Origin of the sequence: Streptomyces sp. NPDC088254 (genome assembly GCF_044740925.1) — a bacterium.
In the GTDB taxonomy this organism is placed as follows: domain Bacteria; phylum Actinomycetota; class Actinomycetes; order Streptomycetales; family Streptomycetaceae; genus Streptomyces.
Window position 1 is genome coordinate 257314 of the sequence record NZ_JBIURQ010000010.1, and the last position, 22379, is coordinate 279692.

A 22379-nucleotide genomic window follows, 5' to 3' on the forward strand; every position below is an offset into this window, starting at 1 on the left:
GCCCCCGTCAACGCCGAAGGGCGGCCACCCCAGGGGGTGACCGCCCTTCAGAGCGTCAGACGTACGCCTTACTGGTTGTACGGACCGTAGTCGTAGTCCTCCAGCGGAACGGCCTGGCCGGAGCCCGTGCCGAACGGCGAGTAGTCGATGTCGTCGTAGCCGACGGCCGAGTACATCGCGGCCTTGGCCTCCTCGGTCGGCTCGACCCGGATGTTGCGGTAGCGGGACAGGCCCGTACCGGCCGGGATGAGCTTACCGATGATGACGTTCTCCTTGAGGCCGATCAGGGAGTCGGACTTGGCGTTGATCGCCGCGTCCGTGAGGACCCTGGTCGTCTCCTGGAAGGACGCCGCCGACAGCCAGGACTCCGTGGCCAGCGAGGCCTTGGTGATACCCATGAGCTGCGGACGACCGGAGGCCGGGTGACCGCCCTCCTGCACCACACGGCGGTTCTCGGTCTCGAACTTGCCGCGCTCGACGAGCTCGCCCGGCAGCAGCTCCGCGTCGCCGGACTCGATGATCGTCACCCGGCGCAGCATCTGCCGGATGATGATCTCGATGTGCTTGTCGTGGATCGACACGCCCTGCGAGTTGTAGACCTTCTGGACCTCGCCGACCAGGTGGACCTGGACGGCGCGCTGGCCGAGGATGCGCAGCACGTCATGCGGGTTCTGCGTACCCACGGTGAGCTGCTGGCCGACCTCGACGTGCTCGCCCTCGCTGACCTTCAGACGGGCGCGCTTGGAGATCGGGTAGGCCGTCTCGTCGCTGCCGTCGTCCGGCGTGATGACGATCTTCTTGGTCTTCTCGGTCTCCTCGATCCGCACGCGGCCGGAGGCCTCGGAGATCGGGGCGACACCCTTCGGGGTACGGGCCTCGAAGAGCTCGACGACACGCGGCAGACCCTGGGTGATGTCGTCACCGGCCACACCACCGGTGTGGAAGGTACGCATCGTCAGCTGGGTGCCGGGCTCACCGATGGACTGGGCGGCGATGATGCCGACCGCCTCACCGATGTCGACCAGCTTGCCGGTGGCCAGCGAGCGGCCGTAGCACATGGCGCAGGTGCCGACCTGCGACTCACAGGTCAGGATCGAGCGGGTCTTGACCTGCTCGACGCCGTGGCGCACCAGCTGGTCGATGAGCACGTCGCCCAGGTCCACGTTGGCCGGCGCGATCACCTTGCCGTCGATGACGACGTCCTCGGCGAGCATGCGGGCGTAGACGCTGGTCTCGACGTCACCGGCCTTGCGCAGGACGCCGTTCTCGTCCTTCGAGGCGATCCGCAGCTTCAGACCGCGCTCGGTGCCGCAGTCCTCCTCGCGGATGATGACGTCCTGCGACACGTCGACCAGACGACGGGTGAGGTAACCCGAGTCGGCGGTACGCAGAGCGGTGTCCGCCAGACCCTTACGGGCACCGTGCGTGGAGATGAAGTACTCCAGCACGGACAGACCCTCACGGAACGACGCCTTGATGGGACGCGGGATCGTCTCGTTCTTGGCGTTCGACACCAGACCACGCATACCGGCGATCTGACGCATCTGCATCATGTTGCCTCGTGCGCCCGAGTTCACCATCATGAAGATCGGGTTGGTCTTCGGGAAGTTGTCGTTCATCGCCTCGGCGACCTCGTTGGTCGCCTGGGTCCAGATCTGGATGAGCTCCTGCGTGCGCTCTTCCTTGGTGATCAGACCGCGCTCGTACTGCTTCTGGACCTTCTCGTCCTTGGCCTCGTACCCGGCGACGATCTCCTTCTTCGCCTCGGGGACGACGACGTCGGAGATGGCGACGGTGACGCCGGAACGGGTGGCCCAGAAGAAGCCGGCCGCCTTCAGGTTGTCGAGCGTCGCCGCCACGATGACCTTGGGGTAGCGCTCGGCGAGGTCGTTGACGATCTCGGAGAGCTGCTTCTTGCCGACCTCGTAGTCGACGAACGGGTAGTCCTCGGGCAGCAGCTCGTTGAAGAGCGCACGGCCCAGCGTGGTCTTCAGCCGGAAGCTGTCACCCTGCTGCCACTCGGCCTCGCCCTCCTCCTGGGCCGGAGCCGTCCAGCCGCGCGGCGGGATGGTGCCCACCGGGAAGCGGACGTCGATCTTCGACTGGAGCGACAGCTCGCCCGCGTCGAACGCCATGATCGCCTCGGCGACGGAGGAGAAGGAGCGGTCCTCGCCCTTCACGTCCCGCATCTCGCCGTCGGTGGTGAGGAAGAACAGACCGAGGACCATGTCCTGGGTCGGCATCGTCACCGGACGGCCGTCGGCGGGCTTGAGGATGTTGTTCGAGGACAGCATCAGGATGCGGGCCTCGGCCTGCGCCTCCGCGGACAGCGGCAGGTGCACGGCCATCTGGTCGCCGTCGAAGTCCGCGTTGAACGCGGTGCAGACGAGCGGGTGGATCTGGATGGCCTTGCCCTCGACCAGCTGCGGCTCGAAGGCCTGGATGCCGAGGCGGTGCAGCGTGGGCGCACGGTTCAGCAGAACCGGGTGCTCCGCGATGACCTCTTCCAGCACGTCGTACACGACCGTGCGGCCGCGCTCGACCATGCGCTTGGCGCTCTTGATGTTCTGCGCGTGGTTCAGGTCGACCAGGCGCTTCATCACGAACGGCTTGAACAGCTCCAGCGCCATCGCCTTCGGCAGACCGCACTGGTGCAGCTTCAGCTGCGGACCGACGACGATCACGGAACGCGCCGAGTAGTCGACACGCTTACCGAGCAGGTTCTGACGGAAGCGGCCCTGCTTGCCCTTCAGCATGTCGCTGAGGGACTTCAGCGGACGGTTGCCGGGGCCCGTCACCGGGCGGCCGCGACGACCGTTGTCGAAGAGGGCGTCAACAGCCTCCTGAAGCATGCGCTTCTCGTTGTTGACGATGATCTCGGGCGCGCCGAGGTCGAGGAGCCTCTTCAGACGGTTGTTGCGGTTGATCACACGGCGGTACAGGTCGTTCAGGTCGGAGGTCGCGAAGCGGCCACCGTCCAGCTGCACCATCGGGCGAAGGTCCGGCGGGATGACCGGCACGCAGTCCAGCACCATGCCCTTGGGGCTGTTGCTGGTCTGCAGGAACGCGGAGACGACCTTCAGGCGCTTGAGCGCACGGGTCTTCTTCTGGCCCTTGCCGGTGCGGATGATCTCGCGGAGCTTCTCGGCCTCCTCGTCGAGGTCGAAGGACTCCAGGCGCTTCTGCAGCGCCGCGGCGCCCATCGAGCCGTCGAAGTACGTGCCGAAGCGGTCACGCAGCTCGCGGTAGAGGAGCTCGTCGCCCTCCAGGTCCTGGACCTTGAGGTTCTTGAAGCGGGTCCACACCTCGTCGAGACGGTCGATCTCGCGCTGCGCGCGGTCGCGCAGCTGCTTCATCTCACGCTCGGCGCCTTCGCGCACCTTGCGGCGCACGTCGGCCTTGGCGCCCTCGGCCTCCAGCTCGGCCAGGTCGGTCTCGAGCTTCTTGGCGCGGGCCTCCAGGTCGGCGTCCCGGCGGTTCTCGATCTGCTGCCGCTCGACGGAGACGTGCGCCTCCAGGGAGGGCAGGTCGCGGGTGCGGCGCTCCTCGTCGACGTACGTGATCATGTACGCCGCGAAGTAGATGACCTTCTCGAGGTCCTTCGGGGCGAGGTCGAGCAGGTAGCCCAGCCGCGACGGAACGCCCTTGAAGTACCAGATGTGGGTGACGGGGGCGGCCAGCTCGATGTGGCCCATCCGCTCACGGCGCACCTTGGCGCGGGTCACCTCGACGCCGCAGCGCTCACAGATGATGCCCTTGAAGCGGACGCGCTTGTACTTGCCGCAGTAGCACTCCCAGTCCCGGGTCGGACCGAAGATCTTCTCGCAGAAGAGTCCGTCCTTCTCGGGCTTGAGGGTGCGGTAGTTGATGGTCTCGGGCTTCTTGACCTCGCCGTGGCTCCACTGACGGATGTCGTCAGCGGTGGCCAGACCGATCCGGAGCTCATCGAAGAAGTTGACGTCGAGCACTATGCGTCAATCCCTCTCAGGGTTGTAAGTCATGGGGTCTGATACGGGGGTCCTGGGGCCGGCCGGGCTCATGACGAGCCCGGCCGAACTCCCGTCAGACCTCTTCGACGCTGCTCGGCTCGCGCCGGGACAGGTCGATGCCAAGCTCCTCCGCAGCGCGGAAGACGTCCTCGTCGGTGTCGCGCATCTCGATGGACATGCCGTCGCTGGACAGCACCTCCACGTTCAGGCACAGGGACTGCATCTCCTTGATGAGCACCTTGAAGGACTCGGGGATGCCGGGTTCGGGGATGTTCTCGCCCTTGACGATGGCCTCGTAGACCTTCACGCGGCCGGTGACGTCGTCGGACTTGATGGTCAGGAGCTCCTGGAGGGCGTACGCGGCGCCGTAAGCCTCCAGCGCCCACACCTCCATCTCACCGAAGCGCTGGCCACCGAACTGGGCCTTACCACCCAGCGGCTGCTGGGTGATCATCGAGTACGGGCCGGTCGAGCGGGCGTGCAGCTTGTCGTCGACCAGGTGGTGCAGCTTCAGGATGTACATGTAGCCGACCGAGATCGGGTCCGGGAACGGCTCACCGCTGCGGCCGTCGAACAGCCGCGCCTTGCCGGACGGGAGCACCATGCGCTCGCCGTCGCGGTTGGGGATGGTGTGCTGCAGCAGACCCGCCAGCTCGTCCTCACGGGCACCGTCGAAGACCGGGGTCGCGACGTTGGTGCCCGGCTGGACCGAGTCGGCGCCGATCGCCTGGAGGCGCTGCGCCCACTCGTCGGCGAGACCGGAGACGTCCCAGCCGCGGCTGGCGAGCCAGCCGAGGTGGATCTCCAGGACCTGTCCCGGGTTCATTCGGGACGGGACGCCGAGCGGGTTGAGGATGATGTCGACCGGGGTGCCGTCCTCCAGGAACGGCATGTCCTCGATCGGCAGGATCTTGGAGATGACGCCCTTGTTGCCGTGGCGGCCGGCGAGCTTGTCACCGTCGGTGATCTTGCGCTTCTGCGCGACGTAGACGCGCACCAGCTGGTTCACACCGGGGGGAAGCTCGTCGCCCTCCTCGCGGTCGAAGACGCGGACGCCGATGACCTTGCCGATCTCGCCGTGCGGCACCTTCAGCGAGGTGTCACGGACCTCACGGGCCTTCTCGCCGAAGATCGCGCGCAGCAGGCGCTCCTCCGGGGTCAGCTCGGTCTCGCCCTTGGGCGTGACCTTGCCGACGAGGATGTCGCCGGCGACGACCTCGGCGCCGATGCGGATGATGCCGCGCTCGTCGAGGTCGGCGAGGACCTCCTCGGAGACGTTCGGGATGTCCCGGGTGATCTCCTCGGGGCCGAGCTTGGTGTCACGGGCGTCGACCTCGTGCTCCTCGATGTGGATCGAGGAGAGGACGTCGTCCTGCACGAGGCGCTGCGACAGGATGATCGCGTCCTCGTAGTTGTGACCCTCCCACGGCATGAACGCCACGAGCAGGTTCTTGCCCAGCGCCATCTCGCCGTTCTCGGTGGCCGGACCGTCGGCCAGGACCTGGCCCTCGACGATCCGGTCGCCCTCGTTGACGATGACCTTCTGGTTGACCGAGGTGCCCTGGTTGGAACGGGCGAACTTGGCCAGGCGGTACGTGATGTACGTGCCGTCGTCGTTGGTGGTGGTGATGTAGTCGGCGGAGACCTCCTGGACCACACCCGCCTTCTCGGCCTTGACCACGTCGCCGGCGTCGACGGCGGAGCGGTACTCCATGCCGGTGCCGACGAGCGGGGACTCGCTCTTGATGAGCGGCACGGCCTGACGCATCATGTTCGCGCCCATGAGGGCACGGTTGGCGTCGTCGTGCTCGAGGAACGGGATCATGGCGGTCGCGACCGACACCATCTGGCGCGGCGAGACGTCCATGTAGTCCACGTCGTCACCGGGGACGTAGTCGACCTCGCCGCCACGGCGGCGGACCAGGACGCGGTTCTCGGTGAAGCGCAGGTCGTCGTCGAGCGTGGCGTTGGCCTGCGCGATGACGAACCGGTCCTCTTCGTCGGCCGTCAGGTAGTCGACCTCGTCGGTGACGACACCGTCGACGACCTTGCGGTACGGCGTCTCCACGAAGCCGAACGCGTTGACGCGGCCGTAGGAGGCGAGCGAACCGATCAGACCGATGTTCGGGCCTTCGGGCGTCTCGATCGGGCACATGCGGCCGTAGTGCGAGGGGTGCACGTCACGGACCTCGAAGCCGGCCCGCTCACGGGAGAGACCACCCGGGCCGAGCGCGGACAGACGACGCTTGTGCGTCAGCCCGGACAGCGGGTTGTTCTGGTCCATGAACTGCGACAGCTGGCTGGTGCCGAAGAACTCCTTGATGGAGGCGACGACAGGCCGGATGTTGATCAGGGTCTGCGGCGTGATCGCCTCGACGTCCTGGGTCGTCATGCGCTCGCGGACGACGCGCTCCATACGGGCCAGGCCGGTGCGGACCTGGTTCTGGATGAGCTCGCCGACGCTGCGCAGACGGCGGTTGCCGAAGTGGTCGATGTCGTCGGTCTCGACGACGATCGTCTGACCGTTGTCGCCGACCGTCTCGGTCTCACCGGCGTGCAGCTTGACCAGGTACTTGATGGTCGAGATGACGTCCTCGACCGTCAGCACGCCCGCGTCGAGCGGAGCGTTGCCGGCCAGCTTCTTGTTGACCTTGTAGCGGCCGACCTTGGCGAGGTCGTAGCGCTTGGGGTTGAAGTAGAGGTTCTCCAGCAGCGTCTGCGCGGCCTCACGCGTGGGGGGCTCGCCCGGACGCAGCTTGCGGTAGATGTCGAGCAGCGCGTCGTCCTGGCCCTGGGTGTGGTCCTTCTCCAGGGTGGCGCGCATGGACTCGTACTCGCCGAACTCCTCGAGGATCTGCTCGGTGGTCCAGCCGAGAGCCTTCAGAAGGACGGTGACGGACTGCTTGCGCTTGCGGTCGATGCGCACACCGACCATGTCGCGCTTGTCGATCTCCAGCTCCAGCCAGGCGCCCCGGGAGGGGATGACCTTGGCGGAGAAGATGTCCTTGTCGGACGTCTTGTCGATGGAGGAGTCGAAGTAGACACCCGGCGAACGGACCAACTGCGACACCACGACACGCTCGGTGCCGTTGATGACGAAGGTGCCCTTGTGGGTCATGAGCGGGAAGTCGCCCATGAAGACCGTCTGGGACTTGATCTCGCCGGTCTCGTTGTTGGTGAACTCCGCCGTGACGAAGAGCGGCGCGGCGTAGGTGAAGTCGCGGTCCTTGCACTCGTCGATGGAGTTCTTCGGCGGCTCGAAACGGTGGTCACGGAAGGTCAGGGACATCGACCCGGAGAAGTCCTCGATCGGGGAGATCTCCTCGAAGATCTCCTCGAGCCCGGACTTCGTGGGGACGTCCTGACCGTTCTCCAGAGCCTCCTCGACCCGACTCTGCCAAGCGGTGTTGCCGAGCAGCCAGTCGAAGCTCTCGGTCTGCAGCGCGAGCAGGTTCGGAACCTCGAGAGGCTCCTTGATCTTTGCAAAGGAAATGCGCAGCGGGGCGGTGCTGGCGCCGTTGTTCGTATTCGCGGTCGAGGCGTTGCGCGAGGCGGCCAAGAGGGGGTCCTTCCGAGGGCTCGGACTCACTACGCGCGTGCCGGCCCCTCTTCCACACACGGAGGACAGATGGTGCCCGATCGGCCGAAAGGCCAGGTCGGACGTATCCGGTCGTCGGTGCTAGGGCGAGGGCATGCCCCTGGTGACGGGCAGGGGACAGCTAACAGGCAGCGCAAAGGGTCAGTGTAGCCACTTGGCACACTGATGTCCAGTGCGGGTTTCTCGCGACCCTCGTTGTTCTCAACGCCCTCGGTCTGCTAGTCCTCAACGCACGGTGATACTGCCCTCTTCGTCGTCGATCCATGCCTCGGAACCCGGATCGTTGTGACGACGCGTCCTGAGAATTGCGCGCTGCGTGCGGTTCGTCAAGGCCCCCCGGCTCGAACTCGCTGTCCGAACCGTTGCCCGAACAGAGGTGCCCGGCGACACGACGAAGATCACCATACCCCTCACGCACTCAGGTGCAAGGCAACCGTGGCCGGACCCCGGAAACGCCGAAGAGCGACCACCCAGATGGATGATCGCTCCTCGGTACGTGAGCGTTACAGCCCCTTTCGGGGCCGGCGCTTACTTGACCTCGACGGAGGCGCCGGCGCCCTTGAGGGACTCGGCGGCCTTCTCGGCGGCGTCCTTGGCGACCTTCTCGAGGACGGGCTTCGGGGCGCCGTCCACGAGGTCCTTGGCCTCCTTCAGACCCAGGGAGGTCAGCTCACGCACGACCTTGATGACCTGGATCTTCTTGTCGCCCGCACCGGTGAGGATGACGTCGAACTCGTCCTTCTCCTCCTCGGCCTCGGCGGTGGCGGCCGGGCCGGCCGGACCGGCGACGGCGACCGCGGCGGCGGCGGTGACGTCGAACTTCTCCTCGAACGCCTTCACGAACTCGGAGAGCTCGATGAGGGTCATCTCCTCGAACTGCGCGAGCAGGTCTTCCTGGCTGAGCTTCGCCATGGTGGGCGATCCTTCCACTAATTCGGCTGGTGCCGGATGTACATGTCTGGCGGGCGTCCGCCTTGCGGCGTCACGTAGACGTTCGGCCCGCTACGACCGCTGCTTCAGGCGAGCTGCCTCAGGCGGCGGTCATTTCGGGGGCCGAGTTACTCGGCACCGCCCTGCTCGGCCTGCTTGGCGCGAAGAGCGTCCACGGTGCGGACGAGCTTCGAGGGAAGCGCCTGGAAGAGCTGAGCAGCCTGAGACTGCTTGCCCTTGAAGGCACCCGCCAGCTTGCTGAGCAGAACCTCGCGGGACTCGAGGTCCGCAAGCTTCTTGATCTCGTCGGCGGACAGCGCCTTGCCGTCAAGGACACCGCCCTTGATGACGAGGTTGGGGTTGTCCTTGGCGAAGTCACGAAGACCCTTGGCCGACTCCACCGGGTCACCGGTGACGAAGGCGACCGCCGTCGGACCGTTGAACAGGTCGTCGAGCGTCGTGATCCCGGCCTCGTTGGCCGCAATCTTGGTCAGCGTGTTCTTCACCACGGCGTACTGGGCGTTCTCACCGAGCGAACGGCGCAGGTTCTTGAGCTGCGCCACGGAGAGACCCCGGTACTCGGTCAGCACGGCGGCGTTCGAGCTGCGGAACTGCTCCGTCAGCTCGGCTACCGCGGCAGCCTTGTCGGGCCTTGCCATAGAGCGTCGGCCTCCTTCCGGGTGATGAGGACCGCTCAGAAGGGGCCACGACAGACGAAACGCCCCGGCGCAGGCGCACGGGGCGTAGCTCGACCGGACGACATCCGTCGAAGGACGGACTGCGGCCGGGAGCACTTCCACTCACACCTGCGCGGGTCGCCCGCATATCAGCGGATCCTTCGGTCACCGGGCTCTTTCGCAAGGGCACGGCAACGACCAGCGGTCTTTGGCTTCCCCGGAAGAGTACGGGAACGGATCGCCGTCAAGCAAATCCGTTCCCCGCACGGCCGGGGTGAGCGAGGGAGTGAGCGAGCGACGCGGCGAGGAGGGTCAGACCGCGGGCGCGGGCTCCAGCCCGGAGACGTCGATCTCCGACTCGAGGTCGGACAGTTCCTTGTCGAGCTCGGGGTCGCCGCTGCTCTCGCCGACGCCCTTCGCGATCTCCTTGAACATCTGCGCCAGGTCGAAGGTCTGGTTCGCCGGCGGCGCCTTGACCACGACCTTGGCGCCGTAGTCGGAGAACGTCATCGACATGCGGACCTTGCCCTGGGGAGCGTCCATGCCGATGTCCATCCGCGCCGGCAGGTCGTCGCCGTTGACCCAGACGTCCGTGTCGTAACCCTTGATGCCGGCCTTCTCGGCCTGCTGCAGCACCTCGGCGCGCTTCTTCGGGTCCAGGACGCCCGAGTCGTTGGCCTCCAGCATCTCCTTCACCGTGAGGGTGCCCTTGTAGTGCTCGGCCTGCTCGCCGCCGATCTTCTCGCTGCCCACGTGCTTCAGGTTGGGCGAGTCGAGGAGCATGGCCAGTTGCTGCGCCGGGTCCTGGTTCATGTTCTCCAGGCCGGAGGACATCTGCTTGCGCAGCGCGGCATCACCGGAGGCCTCCGCCATCGCGGTCAGGTCCATCTTCATCCAGCGCTTGCCGGCCAGCTCGGCGGGTGCTTCGGCCCCCATGTCCCCCATGTCCAGGTACATGATGTTGTCGCGCATGATCATGCGTACGCGCTCCGGAGCGCCGGGGGCCTTCGCCAGGGCCGAGCTCTCCATCGTGAGGTCCATGACGGCCGGGTCCCAGCCCATGACCCCGGACATCTTCATGTCGCCGCCGTCCTTCATGCCGGCCGGCATCGACACCGTCATGGCGACCTTGGCCGACTTCGCCTCGGACGTCTTCTCGTAGGCGGCCGTCAGCACCTGCGCGGCGGACCGCTCGGCCCCCTGCTTGACGCCCTTGCCCGCCCCCGCGCAGCCCACCGCGCCGGTGAGCAGCAGGACCACGGCCGTGGCCGCAGCGGTGTTTCTCCGTACGCTCATGTGTGTCCCCCCAGGACATCGGGACGCGATCGTCCCCCGCGTCCATCACCCACCGGGGACCTTATCCCGGGGATCTCTTCGCCGTCGTGTGAGTTTCGGGCGCTTTTCAGGCCCGTCTACCGTGTCGAGGACTGCTTCCGCAGCAGCTCGGTGAAGTCGGCGGTGTCACCCGCCGGCGGCGCCTGCACGGAGGCGTCGGCGCCGTAGTCGCTGTAGTGGACGGTCTGCGTGTACGTCCCGTTGGTCATCTGGCCCTTCTCGACCTTCTTGACCAGCAGATCGTCCCCGTCGACCCAGATGTCGATGGTCTCGGTCTCCACGCCGGCCTGCTCCAGCTGCCTTCTCATGTCGGCGAGCTGGGCCGCGCTGAGGCTGGAGTTGCGGGCGGCGAGGTCCGCCAGATCGACCGTGCCCGAGTAGTGCGTGGTCTCCTTGCCGCGCACCGTCTCCTCGCCGACCTTGCGCACGTCCCCCGAGGCCAGAAGCATCTTCACCGACTGGTTCGGGGTGGAGTTCTGCATCTGGTCCTTCAGATACGCGCCCGAGCCGCCCCCGAGGTCCGCCAGGGCGTCGTAGGGATACCTGATCCAGTGCTTGCCGCCGGCCTGCGCCGCGAACGCGTCGCCCATGCGCGCGTAGTAGGCGTCCGGCAGGTAGCGGGCCTCCATCGACGTGCTGCCCATCTTGCGCATGGTGTCGGCCAGCGCGCCGCCGGTGTACGTGAGGGTGAGTCTGCCCCTGAGCCCGTCGCTCCAGCCCACTGAGCCTTCGGCCGTCATCGACATCGCCGAGCCCATCGTCGTCGTGGACTCCACCCTCGCGGAGTCGGCCGCGCTCGTGGACTTCTCCGCACTGAGCAGCGCCGCGACGGGGCTCAGGGCGGCACGGTCCGGGGTCGGCGGCCCGCTGCCCCCGTCGGCCCCCTCGCGCGCCCCTCCGGAGCCGCTCCCCCCGCATGCGGCCACCCCGGCCAGCAGGCCCACCGCGACGACCGACATGCCCGCGCGGCGCGCGCCCGTGGACTTCCCCATACGTCCCACCCCCAACGAATCCCGTGCTCGCACGCTAACGCACAGCACTGACATCGACACCGATTCGCGGGTTCCGGTGGTCGTGACCCCGGCACTCACCGACGCCACGGGGAGCGCACCCGCACGGGAAAAGGGACGAGCCCCGCACCTCGGAAGGTTGCGGGGCTCGTCGCCGATCGCTGTGAGCGGATGCTCAACCCGGTCAGACGGCTGCCGGGTCCTCCTCGACGAGGAGGTTGCGGGTGCGGTTCGGGTCGAGCGGAATGCCGGGGCCCATCGTGGTGGAGATGGCGGCCTTCTTGATGTAGCGACCCTTGGCGGCGGACGGCTTCAGACGGAGGATCTCCTCCAGCGCCGCGCCGTAGTTCTCCACCAGCTTGCTGTCGTCGAACGACGTCTTGCCGATGATGAAGTGCAGGTTCGCGTGCTTGTCGACGCGGAACTCGATCTTGCCGCCCTTGATGTCGGTGACGGCCTTGGCCACGTCGGGGGTGACGGTGCCGGTCTTCGGGTTCGGCATCAGGCCACGCGGACCGAGCACGCGGCCGAGGCGGCCGACCTTGCCCATGAGGTCCGGGGTGGCGACGACGGCGTCGAAGTCCAGACGGCCCTTCGCGACCTCGTCGATCAGTTCGTCGGAGCCGACGATGTCGGCGCCCGCGGCCTCCGCGGCCGCAGCACGGTCACCGGTCGCGAAGACCAGGACCCGGGCGGTCTTGCCGGTGCCGTGCGGCAGGTTCACGGTGCCACGGACCATCTGGTCGGCCTTGCGCGGGTCGACACCCAGGCGGAAGGCGACCTCGACGGTGCCGTCGAACTTGGTCGTGGAGGTCTCCTTGGCGAGACGGACGGCCTCGAGCGGGGCGTACTGCTTCTCCCGGTCGACCTTGGCGTCCGCAGCGCGGAGAGACTTGCTGCGCTTGCTCACTGCTGCTCCTGTGTGTTCTGAGGAGTCGTGGTGCGGGCCGAGCAGGCCCTGCCACGCGCGGCCGAGGCCGCATGGGGTTCTGAGAAGGTGCTGCGGGGCTGGGAAGGTCAGCCCTCGACCGTGACGCCCATGGAACGCGCGGTGCCGGCGATGATCTTCGCGGCGGCGTCCAGGTCGTTGGCGTTGAGGTCGGGAAGCTTGGTCTGCGCGATCTCGCGGACCTGCTCCTGGGTGATCTTGGCGACCTTGGTCTTGTGGGGCTCGCCCGAGCCCTTCTCGACACCAGCGGCCTTGAGGATCATCTTCGCGGCCGGCGGCGTCTTGGTGATGAAGGTGAAGGAGCGGTCCTCGTAGACCGTGATCTCCACCGGGATCACCCAGCCACGCTGCGACTCGGTCGCGGCGTTGTAGGCCTTGCAGAACTCCATGATGTTGACGCCGTGCTGGCCGAGCGCGGGGCCGACCGGCGGTGCGGGGTTGGCCGCACCGGCGTTGATCTGGAGCTTGATGAGCCCCGTGACCTTCTTCTTCTTGGGAGGCATTGCTCTCCGGGTCCTTTCGGTTCGGGTCCTGCCCGCGTTCGGAACACCGTCCGGAAAGCCGACAAGCCGCTCCGGACGCAGGCATACCGCACAACGATAGCGGGTATAGATGCGCGGCCAAAAACCGAGCAGGTCAGACCGGCCTCATCAGCCTGTCTGACCTGTTCGGAGGCAGGGGGTCCAGAAAAAGCTAGTTCTTCTGGATCTGGTCGAAGCTGAGCTCGACCGGGGTCTCGCGGCCGAAGATCTCCACCAGACCCTTGACCTTCTTCGAGTCGGCGTTGATCTCGTTGATCGTGGCCTGCAGCGTGGCGAACGGGCCGTCCGTGACGGTGACCGAGTCGCCGACCTCGAAGTCCAGCACCTGGACCTCGACCTTGCGGGACGGAGCCGGCTTGCCCTCGGCCTCGGCGGCCTCGCGGGCGGCCTTCTCCTCGGCCTCCGGGGCGAGCATCTTGACGATCTCGTCCAGCGTCAGCGGGTACGGGTCGTAGGCGTTGCCCACGAAGCCGGTGACGCCGGGGGTGTTGCGGACGACACCCCAGGACTCGTTCGTCAGGTCCATGCGCACCAGCACGTAGCCGGGGAGCTTGTTCTGGCGGATGGTCTTGCGGTCGCCGTTCTTGATCTGGACGACCTCTTCCTGCGGCACCTCGGCCTGGAAGATGTAGTCCTCGACGTTCAGCGAGACGGCGCGCTGCTCCAGGTTGGTCTTCACGCGGTTCTCGTAGCCGGCGTAGGTGTGGATCACGTACCACTCGCCGGGCAGCGTGCGCAGCTCCTCGCGCAGGGCGGCGATGGGGTCGACCGGCTCGGCCGGCTCCTCCTCGGCCGCGTCCTCCGCGACGGCCTCGGCACCCTCGGCGTCCACGTCGTCGGCGGCGGCGGCGCTGTCGGCGCCCTCCTCTTCGTCGCCCTCGACGTGCAGCGCGGCTTCCTCCGCAGGGGTCCCGGCCTCGGCGTCGGCAGCCTCGAACTCGTCCAGGTCCTCGTCAGCGCCCTCGACGATGTCGAGCTCGTCGTCAGCCTGGTCCGGCTCGATGGCGTCGTTCAGGTTCTGGTCAGACACGGTGGCTGCTTCTTCCTGGATACATAGGGGTGGAACACGCGAAAGGGGCGCCGATCACCCGGCGCCCTTCGCTCTTGGCTCAGCCGAAGACGTACTTGGCGAGGTGGCTGAGTCCATAGTCAATCACGGTCACCAGGCCGATCATGATCACGACGAAGACGATCACGACGGTCGTGTACGTCGTCAGCTGGTTCCGCGTGGGCCAGACGACCTTGCGGAGCTCCGCGACGATCTGGCGGTAGAAGAGAGCGAGCCGCTTCAGCGGGCCCTTCTTGGCGCGCTTGCCGCCCTTGCGCGCCTTCTGCGTCTCAGGCACTTCGTCCTGGGCATCAGGCGTGTCGATGGAGCCCACGGCATCCGCCATTCGTCCTCACCTGTTCCCGGGTCGTGGCCGTGCCGCGCCCGGTTTGAGCCGCACGGCGGTGCATTGCTGTACGTACATGCGCACACATCCTGGCGGTGTGTGTAGCAGGGCCGGAGGGACTCGAACCCCCAACCGCTGGTTTTGGAGACCAGTGCTCTACCAATTGAGCTACGACCCTTTGTGTGTCCCCCAACGTACCGCATCCACCCGGATGCTCGGTGTGCATCCGTTGCGGCACGGCTGTCGAAGGCCAACGACGTAGGAGTGTACGTGGTCCCGGGCCCTCCGTCGAACGGAAAGCGGCCCGTGGAGCGCCATCCGCGCAAGATCGTCGGGAAACGGCCGGAAGATCACCCAGGCCACCGCGTGGGCCCGGTCGACGATCCGTACGGATGTTCAGGGGTTTGCCCGTACCTGTTCAGTCTGTGAAACCCGCGTGCCCGGCTCGTTTCCGGTCTGGAACCATGGGCCTCATGAGCGCTGCAACCCCTCCCACCGAGCGCCGGGTCTCCGCCCGAGTCGGCGCGATCTCCGAGTCCGCCACCCTCGCCGTGGACGCCAAGGCCAAGGCCCTGAAGGCCGCCGGGCGTCCGGTGATCGGCTTCGGCGCCGGCGAGCCCGACTTCCCGACCCCGGACTACATCGTCGCGGCGGCCGTCGAGGCCTGCAAGAACCCCAAGTACCACCGCTACACGCCGGCGGGCGGTCTGCCTGAGCTGAAGGCCGCCATCGCCGCGAAGACCCTGCGTGACTCGGACTACGAGGTCGACCCGTCGCAGATCCTGGTCACCAACGGCGGCAAGCAGGCGATCTACGAGGCGTTCGCCGCGATCCTCGACCCGGGTGACGAGGTCATCGTCCCGGCGCCGTACTGGACGACGTACCCGGAGTCGATCCGGCTGGCCGGCGGCGTCCCCGTGGAGGTCGTCGCGGACGAGACGACCGGCTACCGGGTGAGCGTGGAGCAGCTGGAGGCGGCGCGCACGGAGAAGACGAAGGTCGTGCTCTTCGTCTCCCCGTCCAACCCGACCGGCGCGGTCTACAGCGCCGAGGACGCCGAGGCGATCGGCCGCTGGGCCGTGGAGCACGGCCTGTGGGTGCTGACGGACGAGATCTACGAGCACCTGGTCTACGGCGACGCGAAGTTCACCTCGCTGCCGGCGATCCTGCCGGAGCTGCGGGACAAGTGCATCGTGGTCAACGGCGTCGCCAAGACGTACGCGATGACCGGCTGGCGGGTCGGCTGGATCATCGGCCCGAAGGACGTCGTGAAGGCCGCGACCAACCTCCAGTCGCATGCCACCTCCAACGTCTCCAACGTGGCCCAGGCCGCCGCGCTGGCCGCCGTCTCCGGTGACCTGTCGGCCGTCGAGAAGATGCGCGAGGCCTTCGACCGGCGCCGCAAGACCATCGTGCGGATGCTCAACGAGATCGACGGGGTGCTCTGCCCGGAGCCCGAGGGCGCGTTCTACGCCTACCCGTCGGTGAAGGCCCTGATCGGCAAGGAGATCCGCGGCAAGCGCCCGCAGGACACCGTCGAGCTCGCGGCGCTCATCCTGGAGGAGGCCGAGGTCGCGGTCGTCCCGGGCGAGGCCTTCGGCACGCCGGGCTACCTGCGGCTGTCGTACGCGCTGGGCGACGAGGACCTCGTCGAGGGCGTGAGCCGGATCCAGAAGCTCCTGGCGGAGGCCACCGACTGACGTCGACCTACTCACGCGAGTAGCTTTCGGGCCGCCTCTTCCGGGAGGCGGCCCGCTGCTTTGTGCGAGCAAGACCACGTTCGGGGAATCGACTGTCCGAACGGCGCCCGCGTACGGCAGGATTCCCAGATGGAGCGTGTACGTGATGTCTCTGAACTGCCGAAAGCCCATCTGCACCTGCACTTCACCGGATCGATGCGGCCCTCCACCGTGCTGGAGCTGGCCGACAAGTACGGCGTGCGCCTGCCGGAGACGCTGACGGAGGCCCTGACCAGCGGGGAGCCGCCGCAGCTGCGGGCGACGGACGAGCGGGGCTGGTTCCGCTTCCAGCGTCTGTACGACGCCGCCCGCGGCTGCGTCCGGGAGCCCGAGGACATACAGCGCCTGGTGCGCGAAGCCGCCGAGGAGGACGTGCGGGACGGCTCGGGCTGGCTGGAGATCCAGGTGGATCCGACCTCGTACGCGCCCCGGCTGGGCGGGCTGATCCCGGCACTGGAGATCATCCTGGACGCCGTGGACTCGGCCTCGCGGGACACGGGGCTCGGGATGCGGGTGCTGGTGGCGGCGAACCGGATGAAGCATCCGCTGGACGCGCGCACCCTGGCCCGGCTCGCGGTGCGGTACGCCGACCGGGGCGTCGTCGGCTTCGGGCTGTCGAACGACGAACGGCGGGGCATGGCCCGTGACTTCGACCGGGCGTTCGCCATCGCGCGGGAGGGCGGGCTGCTGTCCGCGCCGCACGGGGGCGAGTTGACGGGGCCGTCGTCGGTGCGGGACTGCCTGGACGATCTGCACGCCTCGCGGATCGGGCACGGCGTGCGGGCCGCGGAGGACCCGCGGCTGCTGGAGCGGCTGGCGGAGCGGGGCGTGACCTGCGAGGTGTGCCCCGCCTCGAACGTGGCGCTGGGGGTCTACGAGAAGCCCGAGGACGTGCCGCTGCGCACGCTGTTCGACGCGGGCGTGCCGCTGGCGCTGGGCGCCGACGACCCGCTGCTCTTCGGCTCCCGCCTGGCCGCCCAGTACGAACTGGCCCGGCATCACCAGGGCTTCACCGACGAGGAGCTGGCGGAACTGGCCCGCCAGTCCATCCGCGCCTCAGCGGCCCCGGAGGACGTACGCACCAAGCTGCTGTCAGGAGTGGACGACTGGCTGGCTACGCCGTAGCGACGGACGGCCGCGTCCCCTCGCAGCCGGGAGACGGCCGCATCCCTCGCGGCTGCGGGCAGTCGTGCCGCTGGGGCGATGGGGGTCCCCCGCTCGAGCGAAGCCGAGAGTCGGGGAGGGTGGGCGCAGCGGCACCCCGTAACGCCGGGCTGCGTCACACGCCGTGCGCCGGTATCCACCCCGGGTGCCACATGCGCGCGGTGACCGCCGTTCCTACAGGCTCACCCCAACCGTCACCGGCTCGTTGACCAGCGTCACGCCGAAAGCCTCCCGCACCCCGGCGACGACCTCCCGCGCCAGCACGAGCAGATCCTCCGTCGTGGCCGCCCCCCGGTTGGTGAGCGCCAGCGTGTGCTTGGTGGAGATACGCGCAGGCCCGTCGCCGTACCCCTTGGTGAACCCGGCCTTGTCGATGAGCCAGGCCGCGGAGGTCTTCGTGTGCCCCTCTCCCGCCGGGTAGGCGGGCGGCTCGACGCCGTCCCCGAGCCGCTCCTTCACGCGCGCGTGGAACACCGCGAAGTCGGCGTCGGTGAGGATCGGGTTGGTGAAGAACGACCCGGCGGACCAGGTGTCGTGGTCCTCGGGGTCGAGCACCATCCCCTTGCCCGCGCGCAGCTTGAGCACGGTCTCCCTGGCGTCGGCGAGCGGTACGCGCTCCCCGGGCTCCACACCCAGCGCGCGGGCCGTCTCGGCGTACTTCAGAGGCGCCGACAGCCCGTCCGCGTCCTCCAGGGCGAAGCGGACGCGCAGGACGACGTACCGGTCGGGGTCGGCCTTGAAGCGGCTGTGCCGGTAGGAGAAGGCGCACTCGGCGGCGGTGAGGGCGACGGTCTCCCCGGCGCGACGGTCGTAGGCGATCACCTCGGTGATCGTGGAGGAGACCTCCTGGCCGTACGCCCCGACGTTCTGGATGGGGGTCGCGCCCGCGGAGCCGGGGATGCCGGCGAGGCATTCGACGCCGGCGAGCCCGGCCTCGACGGTGCGGGCGACGGCGTCGGTCCACACCTCGCCGGCCGCCAGCTCCAGCGTGGTGCCGGTGAGCTCGAAGCCGCTGGTGGCGATGCGCAGGGCGGTGCCCTCGAAGCCTTTGTCGCCGATGACGAGGTTGGAGCCGCCGCCGATGATCAGCAGCGGTGTGCCGTCGGCGTCGGCCTCGCGGACGGCGGCGATCACCTCGGCGTCGGTCGTCGCGGTGACCAGCCGGGCGGCGGGGCCGCCCAGCCGGAAGGTGGTCAGCGGGGCGAGGGGGGCGTCGTGGAGTTCCTGCACGCGCCCAAGACTACGGGCATGGGTAAGGGGCGCCCGCAATGGAGGACGCCCCTTACCGCCGCATGCCTGCTCAGGCCAGTCGTACGAGCGCCCGTGACATGCCCAGGACCTTCTGCCCCGCGCTGGTCGCCGTCAGGTCGACGCGGACCGTGTTGTCGTCGAGCTTGGCGGCGACCTTGCCGCTGACTTCGATGGTCGCGCCCTGCTCGTCGTCGGGGACGACGACGGGCCGGGTGAAGCGGACGCCGTACTCGACGACCGCGCCCGGGTCGCCGGCCCAGTCGGTGACGACCCGGATCGCCTCGGCCATGGTGAACATGCCGTGCGCGATGACGTCCGGCAGGCCCACCTCCTTGGCGAACCTCTCGTTCCAGTGGATCGGGTTGAAGTCGCCGGAGGCGCCCGCGTAGCGCACGAGGGTGGCGCGGGTGACGCCGAAGCTCCGCGCCGGGAGTTCGGCGCCGACCTCGACGTCGTCGTAGGAGATGGTCGCCGTCATGTCAGCCCTCCTCGGCCGCGCGGGCCACGAGCTTGGTCCAGGCGGTCACGACGTGTTCGCCGGCCTCGTCGTGGACCTCGCCGCGGATGTCCAGGATGTCGTTGCCCGCCATGGACTTGATGCCCTCGATGGTCGAGATGACGGTGAGGCGGTCCCCGGCGCGCACGGGGCGCCGGTAGGCGAACTTCTGGTCGCCGTGCACGACGCGGCCGTAGTCCAGGCCGAGTTGCGGGTCCTGGACGACCTGACCGGCGGCCTTGAAGGTGATGGAGAACACGAAGGTCGGCGGAGCGATCACATCGGGGTGGCCGAGGGCCTTGGCGGCCTCCGGGTCGGTGTACGCGGGGTTCGAATCCCCCACCGCCTCCGCGAACTCACGGATCTTCTCCCGGCCCACCTCGTAGGGCTCGGTGGGCGGGTAGGTCCGCCCCACGAAGGACTGGTCGAGCGCCATGGCTCGGCACCTCCTGGTTGCTCTACTGAACGGTACGCGTCTCTCAACGACGCGAGGCCGCCCCCGATCACTCGGGGGCGGCCTCGCATACGAGCCTGATTTATCGCGTCTCGCGGTGCGCGGTGTGCGCGTTGCAACGCGGGCAGTGCTTCTTCATCTCAAGACGGTCCGGGTTGTTACGCCGGTTCTTCTTGGTGATGTAGTTCCGCTCCTTGCACTCCACGCAGGCCAGCGTGATCTTCGGGCGGACGTCGGTGGCAGCCACGTGAGTGCTCCTTGACGAACGGATAGGATTGATTTAACGCAAGAAAGAGTAGCCGATCGAAGGACCGACCCCGCAATCGGCTACTGTGTGTAGCGGTGACCGGACTTGAACCGGTGACACAGCGATTATGAGCCGCTTGCTCTACCGACTGAGCTACACCGCTTTGATGCGATCGGGCGCCGCCTCGCGGCGGGAACCTCTCACACCAGAGCCCCAATACGGAATCGAACCGTAGACCTTCTCCTTACCATGGAGACGCTCTGCCGACTGAGCTATTGGGGCGAGCGATGAAGACATTACACGGTCCGCAGCCGATCGCCCAAATCCGTTCCGTGTACCCCGCCGGGTGCCGTTTCCCCGGCGTCCCGGCGATCTCCACCGCCCCTTCCGCCCCTGGACCACACCGGTACGACTATTGCGCTCCTCCCCGCCGCTGCCGGAGCTCCGTCCTAGGCTCGACTCACTCTGCGTGATCTTGCCCCGCGCCTGTGCTCCATGTGCCGGGGCGCCCGAGCCCTTCGCACCGCCGATGCCCCAGGAGCGCGATGCCCGACAGCCAGCCGCCCCCGCCTCGGCCGTCCTCGTCCTCACCCTCGGCCTCCCCGTCAGGCCGGCCGCCGGAGCCCGCCCCGCTCCTGCTGTGCGGCGCGCGTCTGACGGACGGCCGGACCGTGGACGTACGGCTCGACCGCGGCCGCATCGAGGCGGTCGGCACGGCGGGCAGCCTGGCGGCCGGATCGCCCCGCGGCGCCCGCGTGGATCTCAGCGGCTATCTCCTCCTCCCCGCGCCCGCCGAACCGCATCTGCACGCCGACACCGCCCTGTCCGCCGACACCGACGGCCCCGTCTCCCACGCCCCGCACGACATCCGGCGCCGGGCCACCGAGGCCGCGCTGCTGCACCTCGGGCACGGCACGACCGCGCTGCGCGCACACGTACGCGTGGGCGACGTACAGGGCCTCGGCGCGCTGGCCGCCGTCCTGGAGGCCGGGCGTTCGCTGCGCGGCCTCGCCGAGCTGACGACGGTGGCGATGCCCCGGGTGCTGACCGGGCCGGCCGGGGCGGAAGGGCTCGCGATCCTGCGGGACGCGGTGCGCATGGGCGCCTCGGTGGTGGGCGGCTGCCCGGATCTCGACCCCGACCCGACCGGCTACGCGGAGACCGTCCTGGCGCTCGCCTCCGAGTACGGCCGCCCCGTCGACCTGCACACCGACGCCGCCGACCCGGCCCGGCTCGCCCGCCTCGCCGCCATGGCCGGCGGTCTGCGCCCCGGCGTGTCCCTCGGCCCGTGCGCCGGCCTCTCCGCCCTCCCCGCCGAGGCCGCGGCCCGCACCGCCGACCAGCTCGCCGCGGCCGGCGTGACGGTGGTCTGCCTCCCGCAGGGCGGCTGCGGGGCCGTCGAACGCCGGGGCACCGCGCCCGTACGGCTGTTGCGCGCGGCCGGCGTCCGGGTGGCGGCCGGGAGCGGCGCCCTGCGCGACGTGTCGAACCCCGTCGGCCGCGGCGACCCCCTGGAGGCGGCCTACCGTCTCGCCTCCCGCCACGGTCTGCGCCCCGAGGACGCCTACGACGCGGTGAGCACGTCCGCGCGTGCCGCTCTCGGGCTGCCCGAGGTCCGCGTGGAGGCGGGCTTCCCGGCCGACCTGCTGGCGGTCCGCGGAGACCGGCTGGCGAGCGCGCTCTCCCTGGCGTACAGCCGGATCGTCATCCACGCGGGGCGCGTGGTGGCGCGCACCAGCGCGGTGCGGGAGTACTGCGCTTTGTCCGAGGGCCCGGCCTCGGAGTTGGGGCTGCCTCGGCAGGGCCGGGGCGAGCTGTCGTAGGAGAGCCGACGTCTTGTGCGATGTGGTGAGCCATGTCTTGCGCGATGCCTGAGAAGCGGGGCGTCGCACGGGCGTTCGCCCGTGGGGCGGCAGGGGTGGGTCGGGCGTACGGTCGAAAGCATGCGCATTGTCATTGCTGGAGGTCATGGTCAGATCGCGCTGCGGCTGGAGCGGGTGCTCACCGCGCGCGGACATGAGGTCGCGGGGATCATCCGCAAGGCGGAGCAGGGCGAGGACCTGCGGGCCGCGGGCGCCGAACCCGTCGTACTGGACCTGGAGTCGGCTTCGGTCGACGAGGTCGCGGAGCGGCTGCGGGGCGCGGACGCGGCCGTGTTCGCGGCGGGCGCGGGCCCGGGCAGCGGGACGGGACGCAAGGAGACCGTGGACAAGGGTGCGGCGGTGCTGTTCGCGGACGCGGCGGTGCGCGCGGGCGTACGGCGGTTCGTGATCGTGTCGTCCTACGGCGCGGACGCCGGGCACCAGGGCGACGAGGTCTTCGACGTCTACCTGCGCGCCAAGGGCGAGGCGGACGCGTACGTGCGGGGGCTGGACGCCCTCGACTGGACGGTCCTGCGCCCCGGTTCGCTGACGGACGAGCCGGGCAACGGGCTGGTCCGCCTGGAGGCGCGGACGGGCCACGGCTCGATCCCGCGCGACGACGTGGCGGCCGTGCTGGCGGAGTTGCTGGACACCCCGGCGACGGCCGGCCTGACGCTGGAGCTGATCGGCGGGTCGACGCCGGTGTCGGTGGCGGTGAAGTCGGTCGCGGGGAACTGACCGG

18 protein-coding genes and 3 tRNA genes are annotated in these 22379 nt (G+C 68.8%); 4 read left to right on the forward strand and 17 right to left on the reverse strand.

Translation table 11 applies throughout. The annotated features are described in order from the left end of the window. Positions 1–68: 68 nt before the first annotated feature. From ACIOC0_RS28255 to ACIOC0_RS28305, 11 genes are all read right to left on the reverse strand, one after another. A complete protein-coding gene (locus ACIOC0_RS28255; protein ID WP_352245290.1) occupies positions 69–3968 on the reverse strand; it encodes a DNA-directed RNA polymerase subunit beta' in 3900 nt (1299 codons plus the stop codon). A 94-nt stretch (positions 3969–4062) separates the two neighbouring features. Next, positions 4063–7548, reverse strand: coding sequence for a DNA-directed RNA polymerase subunit beta (rpoB, locus tag ACIOC0_RS28260; protein ID WP_130441033.1), 3486 nt, complete (start codon positions 7546–7548; stop codon positions 4063–4065). A 567-nt stretch (positions 7549–8115) separates the two neighbouring features. Beyond that, on the reverse strand, positions 8116–8499 hold the full coding sequence (rplL, locus tag ACIOC0_RS28265) for a 50S ribosomal protein L7/L12 (RefSeq protein WP_037680487.1): 384 nt from the start codon (positions 8497–8499) through the stop codon (positions 8116–8118). 146 nt (positions 8500–8645) lie between these two features. Continuing rightward, the gene (gene rplJ, locus ACIOC0_RS28270; RefSeq protein ID WP_130441031.1) at positions 8646–9176 is read right to left on the reverse strand and encodes a 50S ribosomal protein L10; all 531 of its coding nucleotides are present in this window, start codon (positions 9174–9176) and stop codon (positions 8646–8648) included. Between the two features lie 330 nt (positions 9177–9506). Then, positions 9507–10490 (reverse strand): hypothetical protein, encoded by a 984-nt coding sequence (locus ACIOC0_RS28275; protein WP_402158566.1) that lies wholly within the window; start codon positions 10488–10490, stop codon positions 9507–9509. Between the two features lie 116 nt (positions 10491–10606). Further along, the gene (locus ACIOC0_RS28280; protein ID WP_402158568.1) at positions 10607–11521 is read right to left on the reverse strand and encodes a hypothetical protein; all 915 of its coding nucleotides are present in this window, start codon (positions 11519–11521) and stop codon (positions 10607–10609) included. Between the two features lie 202 nt (positions 11522–11723). Further along, entirely contained in the window at positions 11724–12449 is a 726-nt protein-coding gene (gene rplA / locus ACIOC0_RS28285) for a 50S ribosomal protein L1 (RefSeq protein ID WP_402158570.1), read from the reverse strand. A gap of 107 nt (positions 12450–12556) precedes the next feature. Further along, positions 12557–12991 (reverse strand): 50S ribosomal protein L11, encoded by a 435-nt coding sequence (gene rplK, locus ACIOC0_RS28290; protein WP_130441023.1) that lies wholly within the window; start codon positions 12989–12991, stop codon positions 12557–12559. A gap of 190 nt (positions 12992–13181) precedes the next feature. Then, a complete protein-coding gene (gene nusG / locus ACIOC0_RS28295) occupies positions 13182–14060 on the reverse strand; it encodes a transcription termination/antitermination protein NusG (RefSeq protein WP_402158572.1) in 879 nt (292 codons plus the stop codon). A 79-nt stretch (positions 14061–14139) separates the two neighbouring features. Further along, positions 14140–14424, reverse strand: a complete 285-nt coding sequence (gene secE, locus ACIOC0_RS28300; protein WP_130441019.1) for a preprotein translocase subunit SecE — start codon at positions 14422–14424, stop codon at positions 14140–14142. A 105-nt stretch (positions 14425–14529) separates the two neighbouring features. After that, a tRNA-Trp gene (locus ACIOC0_RS28305) sits at positions 14530–14602 on the reverse strand. Between the two features lie 295 nt (positions 14603–14897). Here ACIOC0_RS28305 and ACIOC0_RS28310 point away from each other — a divergent pair. After that, positions 14898–16124, forward strand: coding sequence for a pyridoxal phosphate-dependent aminotransferase (locus tag ACIOC0_RS28310; protein WP_402158574.1), 1227 nt, complete (start codon positions 14898–14900; stop codon positions 16122–16124). Between the two features lie 129 nt (positions 16125–16253). Next, complete coding sequence (locus ACIOC0_RS28315; protein ID WP_402158576.1) at positions 16254–17288, forward strand: adenosine deaminase; 1035 nt, start codon at positions 16254–16256, stop codon at positions 17286–17288. Between the two features lie 213 nt (positions 17289–17501). On the opposite strand, the gene ACIOC0_RS28320 is transcribed toward ACIOC0_RS28315, so the two are convergent. The 6 genes from ACIOC0_RS28320 to ACIOC0_RS28345 form a co-directional block, all read right to left on the reverse strand. After that, the gene (locus tag ACIOC0_RS28320) at positions 17502–18557 is read right to left on the reverse strand and encodes a UDP-N-acetylmuramate dehydrogenase (RefSeq protein ID WP_402158578.1); all 1056 of its coding nucleotides are present in this window, start codon (positions 18555–18557) and stop codon (positions 17502–17504) included. A gap of 70 nt (positions 18558–18627) precedes the next feature. Continuing rightward, positions 18628–19056: a MaoC family dehydratase gene (locus ACIOC0_RS28325; protein WP_402158580.1), complete on the reverse strand. Its 429-nt coding sequence runs from the start codon at positions 19054–19056 to the stop codon at positions 18628–18630. A gap of 1 nt (position 19057) precedes the next feature. Continuing rightward, positions 19058–19510 carry a MaoC family dehydratase N-terminal domain-containing protein gene (locus tag ACIOC0_RS28330; protein WP_402158582.1) on the reverse strand — a complete coding sequence of 151 codons (453 nt, stop codon included), beginning with the start codon at positions 19508–19510 and terminating at the stop codon, positions 19058–19060. 100 nt (positions 19511–19610) lie between these two features. Next, entirely contained in the window at positions 19611–19775 is a 165-nt protein-coding gene (rpmG, locus tag ACIOC0_RS28335) for a 50S ribosomal protein L33 (protein ID WP_003948671.1), read from the reverse strand. 90 nt (positions 19776–19865) lie between these two features. After that, positions 19866–19938 (reverse strand) — tRNA-Met (locus ACIOC0_RS28340). A 46-nt stretch (positions 19939–19984) separates the two neighbouring features. Beyond that, positions 19985–20057, reverse strand: a tRNA-Thr gene (locus ACIOC0_RS28345). A 263-nt stretch (positions 20058–20320) separates the two neighbouring features. On the opposite strand from ACIOC0_RS28345, the gene ACIOC0_RS28350 reads away from it, so the two are divergent. Then, positions 20321–21598 (forward strand): amidohydrolase family protein, encoded by a 1278-nt coding sequence (locus ACIOC0_RS28350; RefSeq protein ID WP_402158584.1) that lies wholly within the window; start codon positions 20321–20323, stop codon positions 21596–21598. Positions 21599–21718: 120 nt separating this feature from the next. Continuing rightward, the gene (locus ACIOC0_RS28355) at positions 21719–22375 is read left to right on the forward strand and encodes an SDR family oxidoreductase (protein ID WP_402158586.1); all 657 of its coding nucleotides are present in this window, start codon (positions 21719–21721) and stop codon (positions 22373–22375) included. Positions 22376–22379 lie beyond the last annotated feature (4 nt).

Excerpts from the sequence above, each read along its gene's own strand:
- rplL (WP_037680487.1), bottom strand. The coding sequence starts at position 8,499 with ATGGCGAAGCTCAGCCAGGAAGACCTGCTCGCGCAGTTCGAGGAGATG.
- rplJ (WP_130441031.1), bottom strand. The coding sequence starts at position 9,176 with ATGGCAAGGCCCGACAAGGCTGCCGCGGTAGCCGAGCTGACGGAGCAG.
- ACIOC0_RS28275 (WP_402158566.1), bottom strand. The coding sequence starts at position 10,490 with ATGAGCGTACGGAGAAACACCGCTGCGGCCACGGCCGTGGTCCTGCTG.
- ACIOC0_RS28280 (WP_402158568.1), bottom strand. The coding sequence starts at position 11,521 with ATGGGGAAGTCCACGGGCGCGCGCCGCGCGGGCATGTCGGTCGTCGCG.
- rplK (WP_130441023.1), bottom strand. The coding sequence starts at position 12,991 with ATGCCTCCCAAGAAGAAGAAGGTCACGGGGCTCATCAAGCTCCAGATC.
- secE (WP_130441019.1), bottom strand. The coding sequence starts at position 14,424 with ATGGCGGATGCCGTGGGCTCCATCGACACGCCTGATGCCCAGGACGAA.
- ACIOC0_RS28310 (WP_402158574.1), top strand. The coding sequence starts at position 14,898 with ATGAGCGCTGCAACCCCTCCCACCGAGCGCCGGGTCTCCGCCCGAGTC.
- ACIOC0_RS28315 (WP_402158576.1), top strand. The coding sequence starts at position 16,254 with ATGGAGCGTGTACGTGATGTCTCTGAACTGCCGAAAGCCCATCTGCAC.
- ACIOC0_RS28325 (WP_402158580.1), bottom strand. The coding sequence starts at position 19,056 with ATGACGGCGACCATCTCCTACGACGACGTCGAGGTCGGCGCCGAACTC.
- ACIOC0_RS28330 (WP_402158582.1), bottom strand. The coding sequence starts at position 19,510 with ATGGCGCTCGACCAGTCCTTCGTGGGGCGGACCTACCCGCCCACCGAG.
- ACIOC0_RS28350 (WP_402158584.1), top strand. The coding sequence starts at position 20,321 with ATGCCCGACAGCCAGCCGCCCCCGCCTCGGCCGTCCTCGTCCTCACCC.
- ACIOC0_RS28355 (WP_402158586.1), top strand. The coding sequence starts at position 21,719 with ATGCGCATTGTCATTGCTGGAGGTCATGGTCAGATCGCGCTGCGGCTG.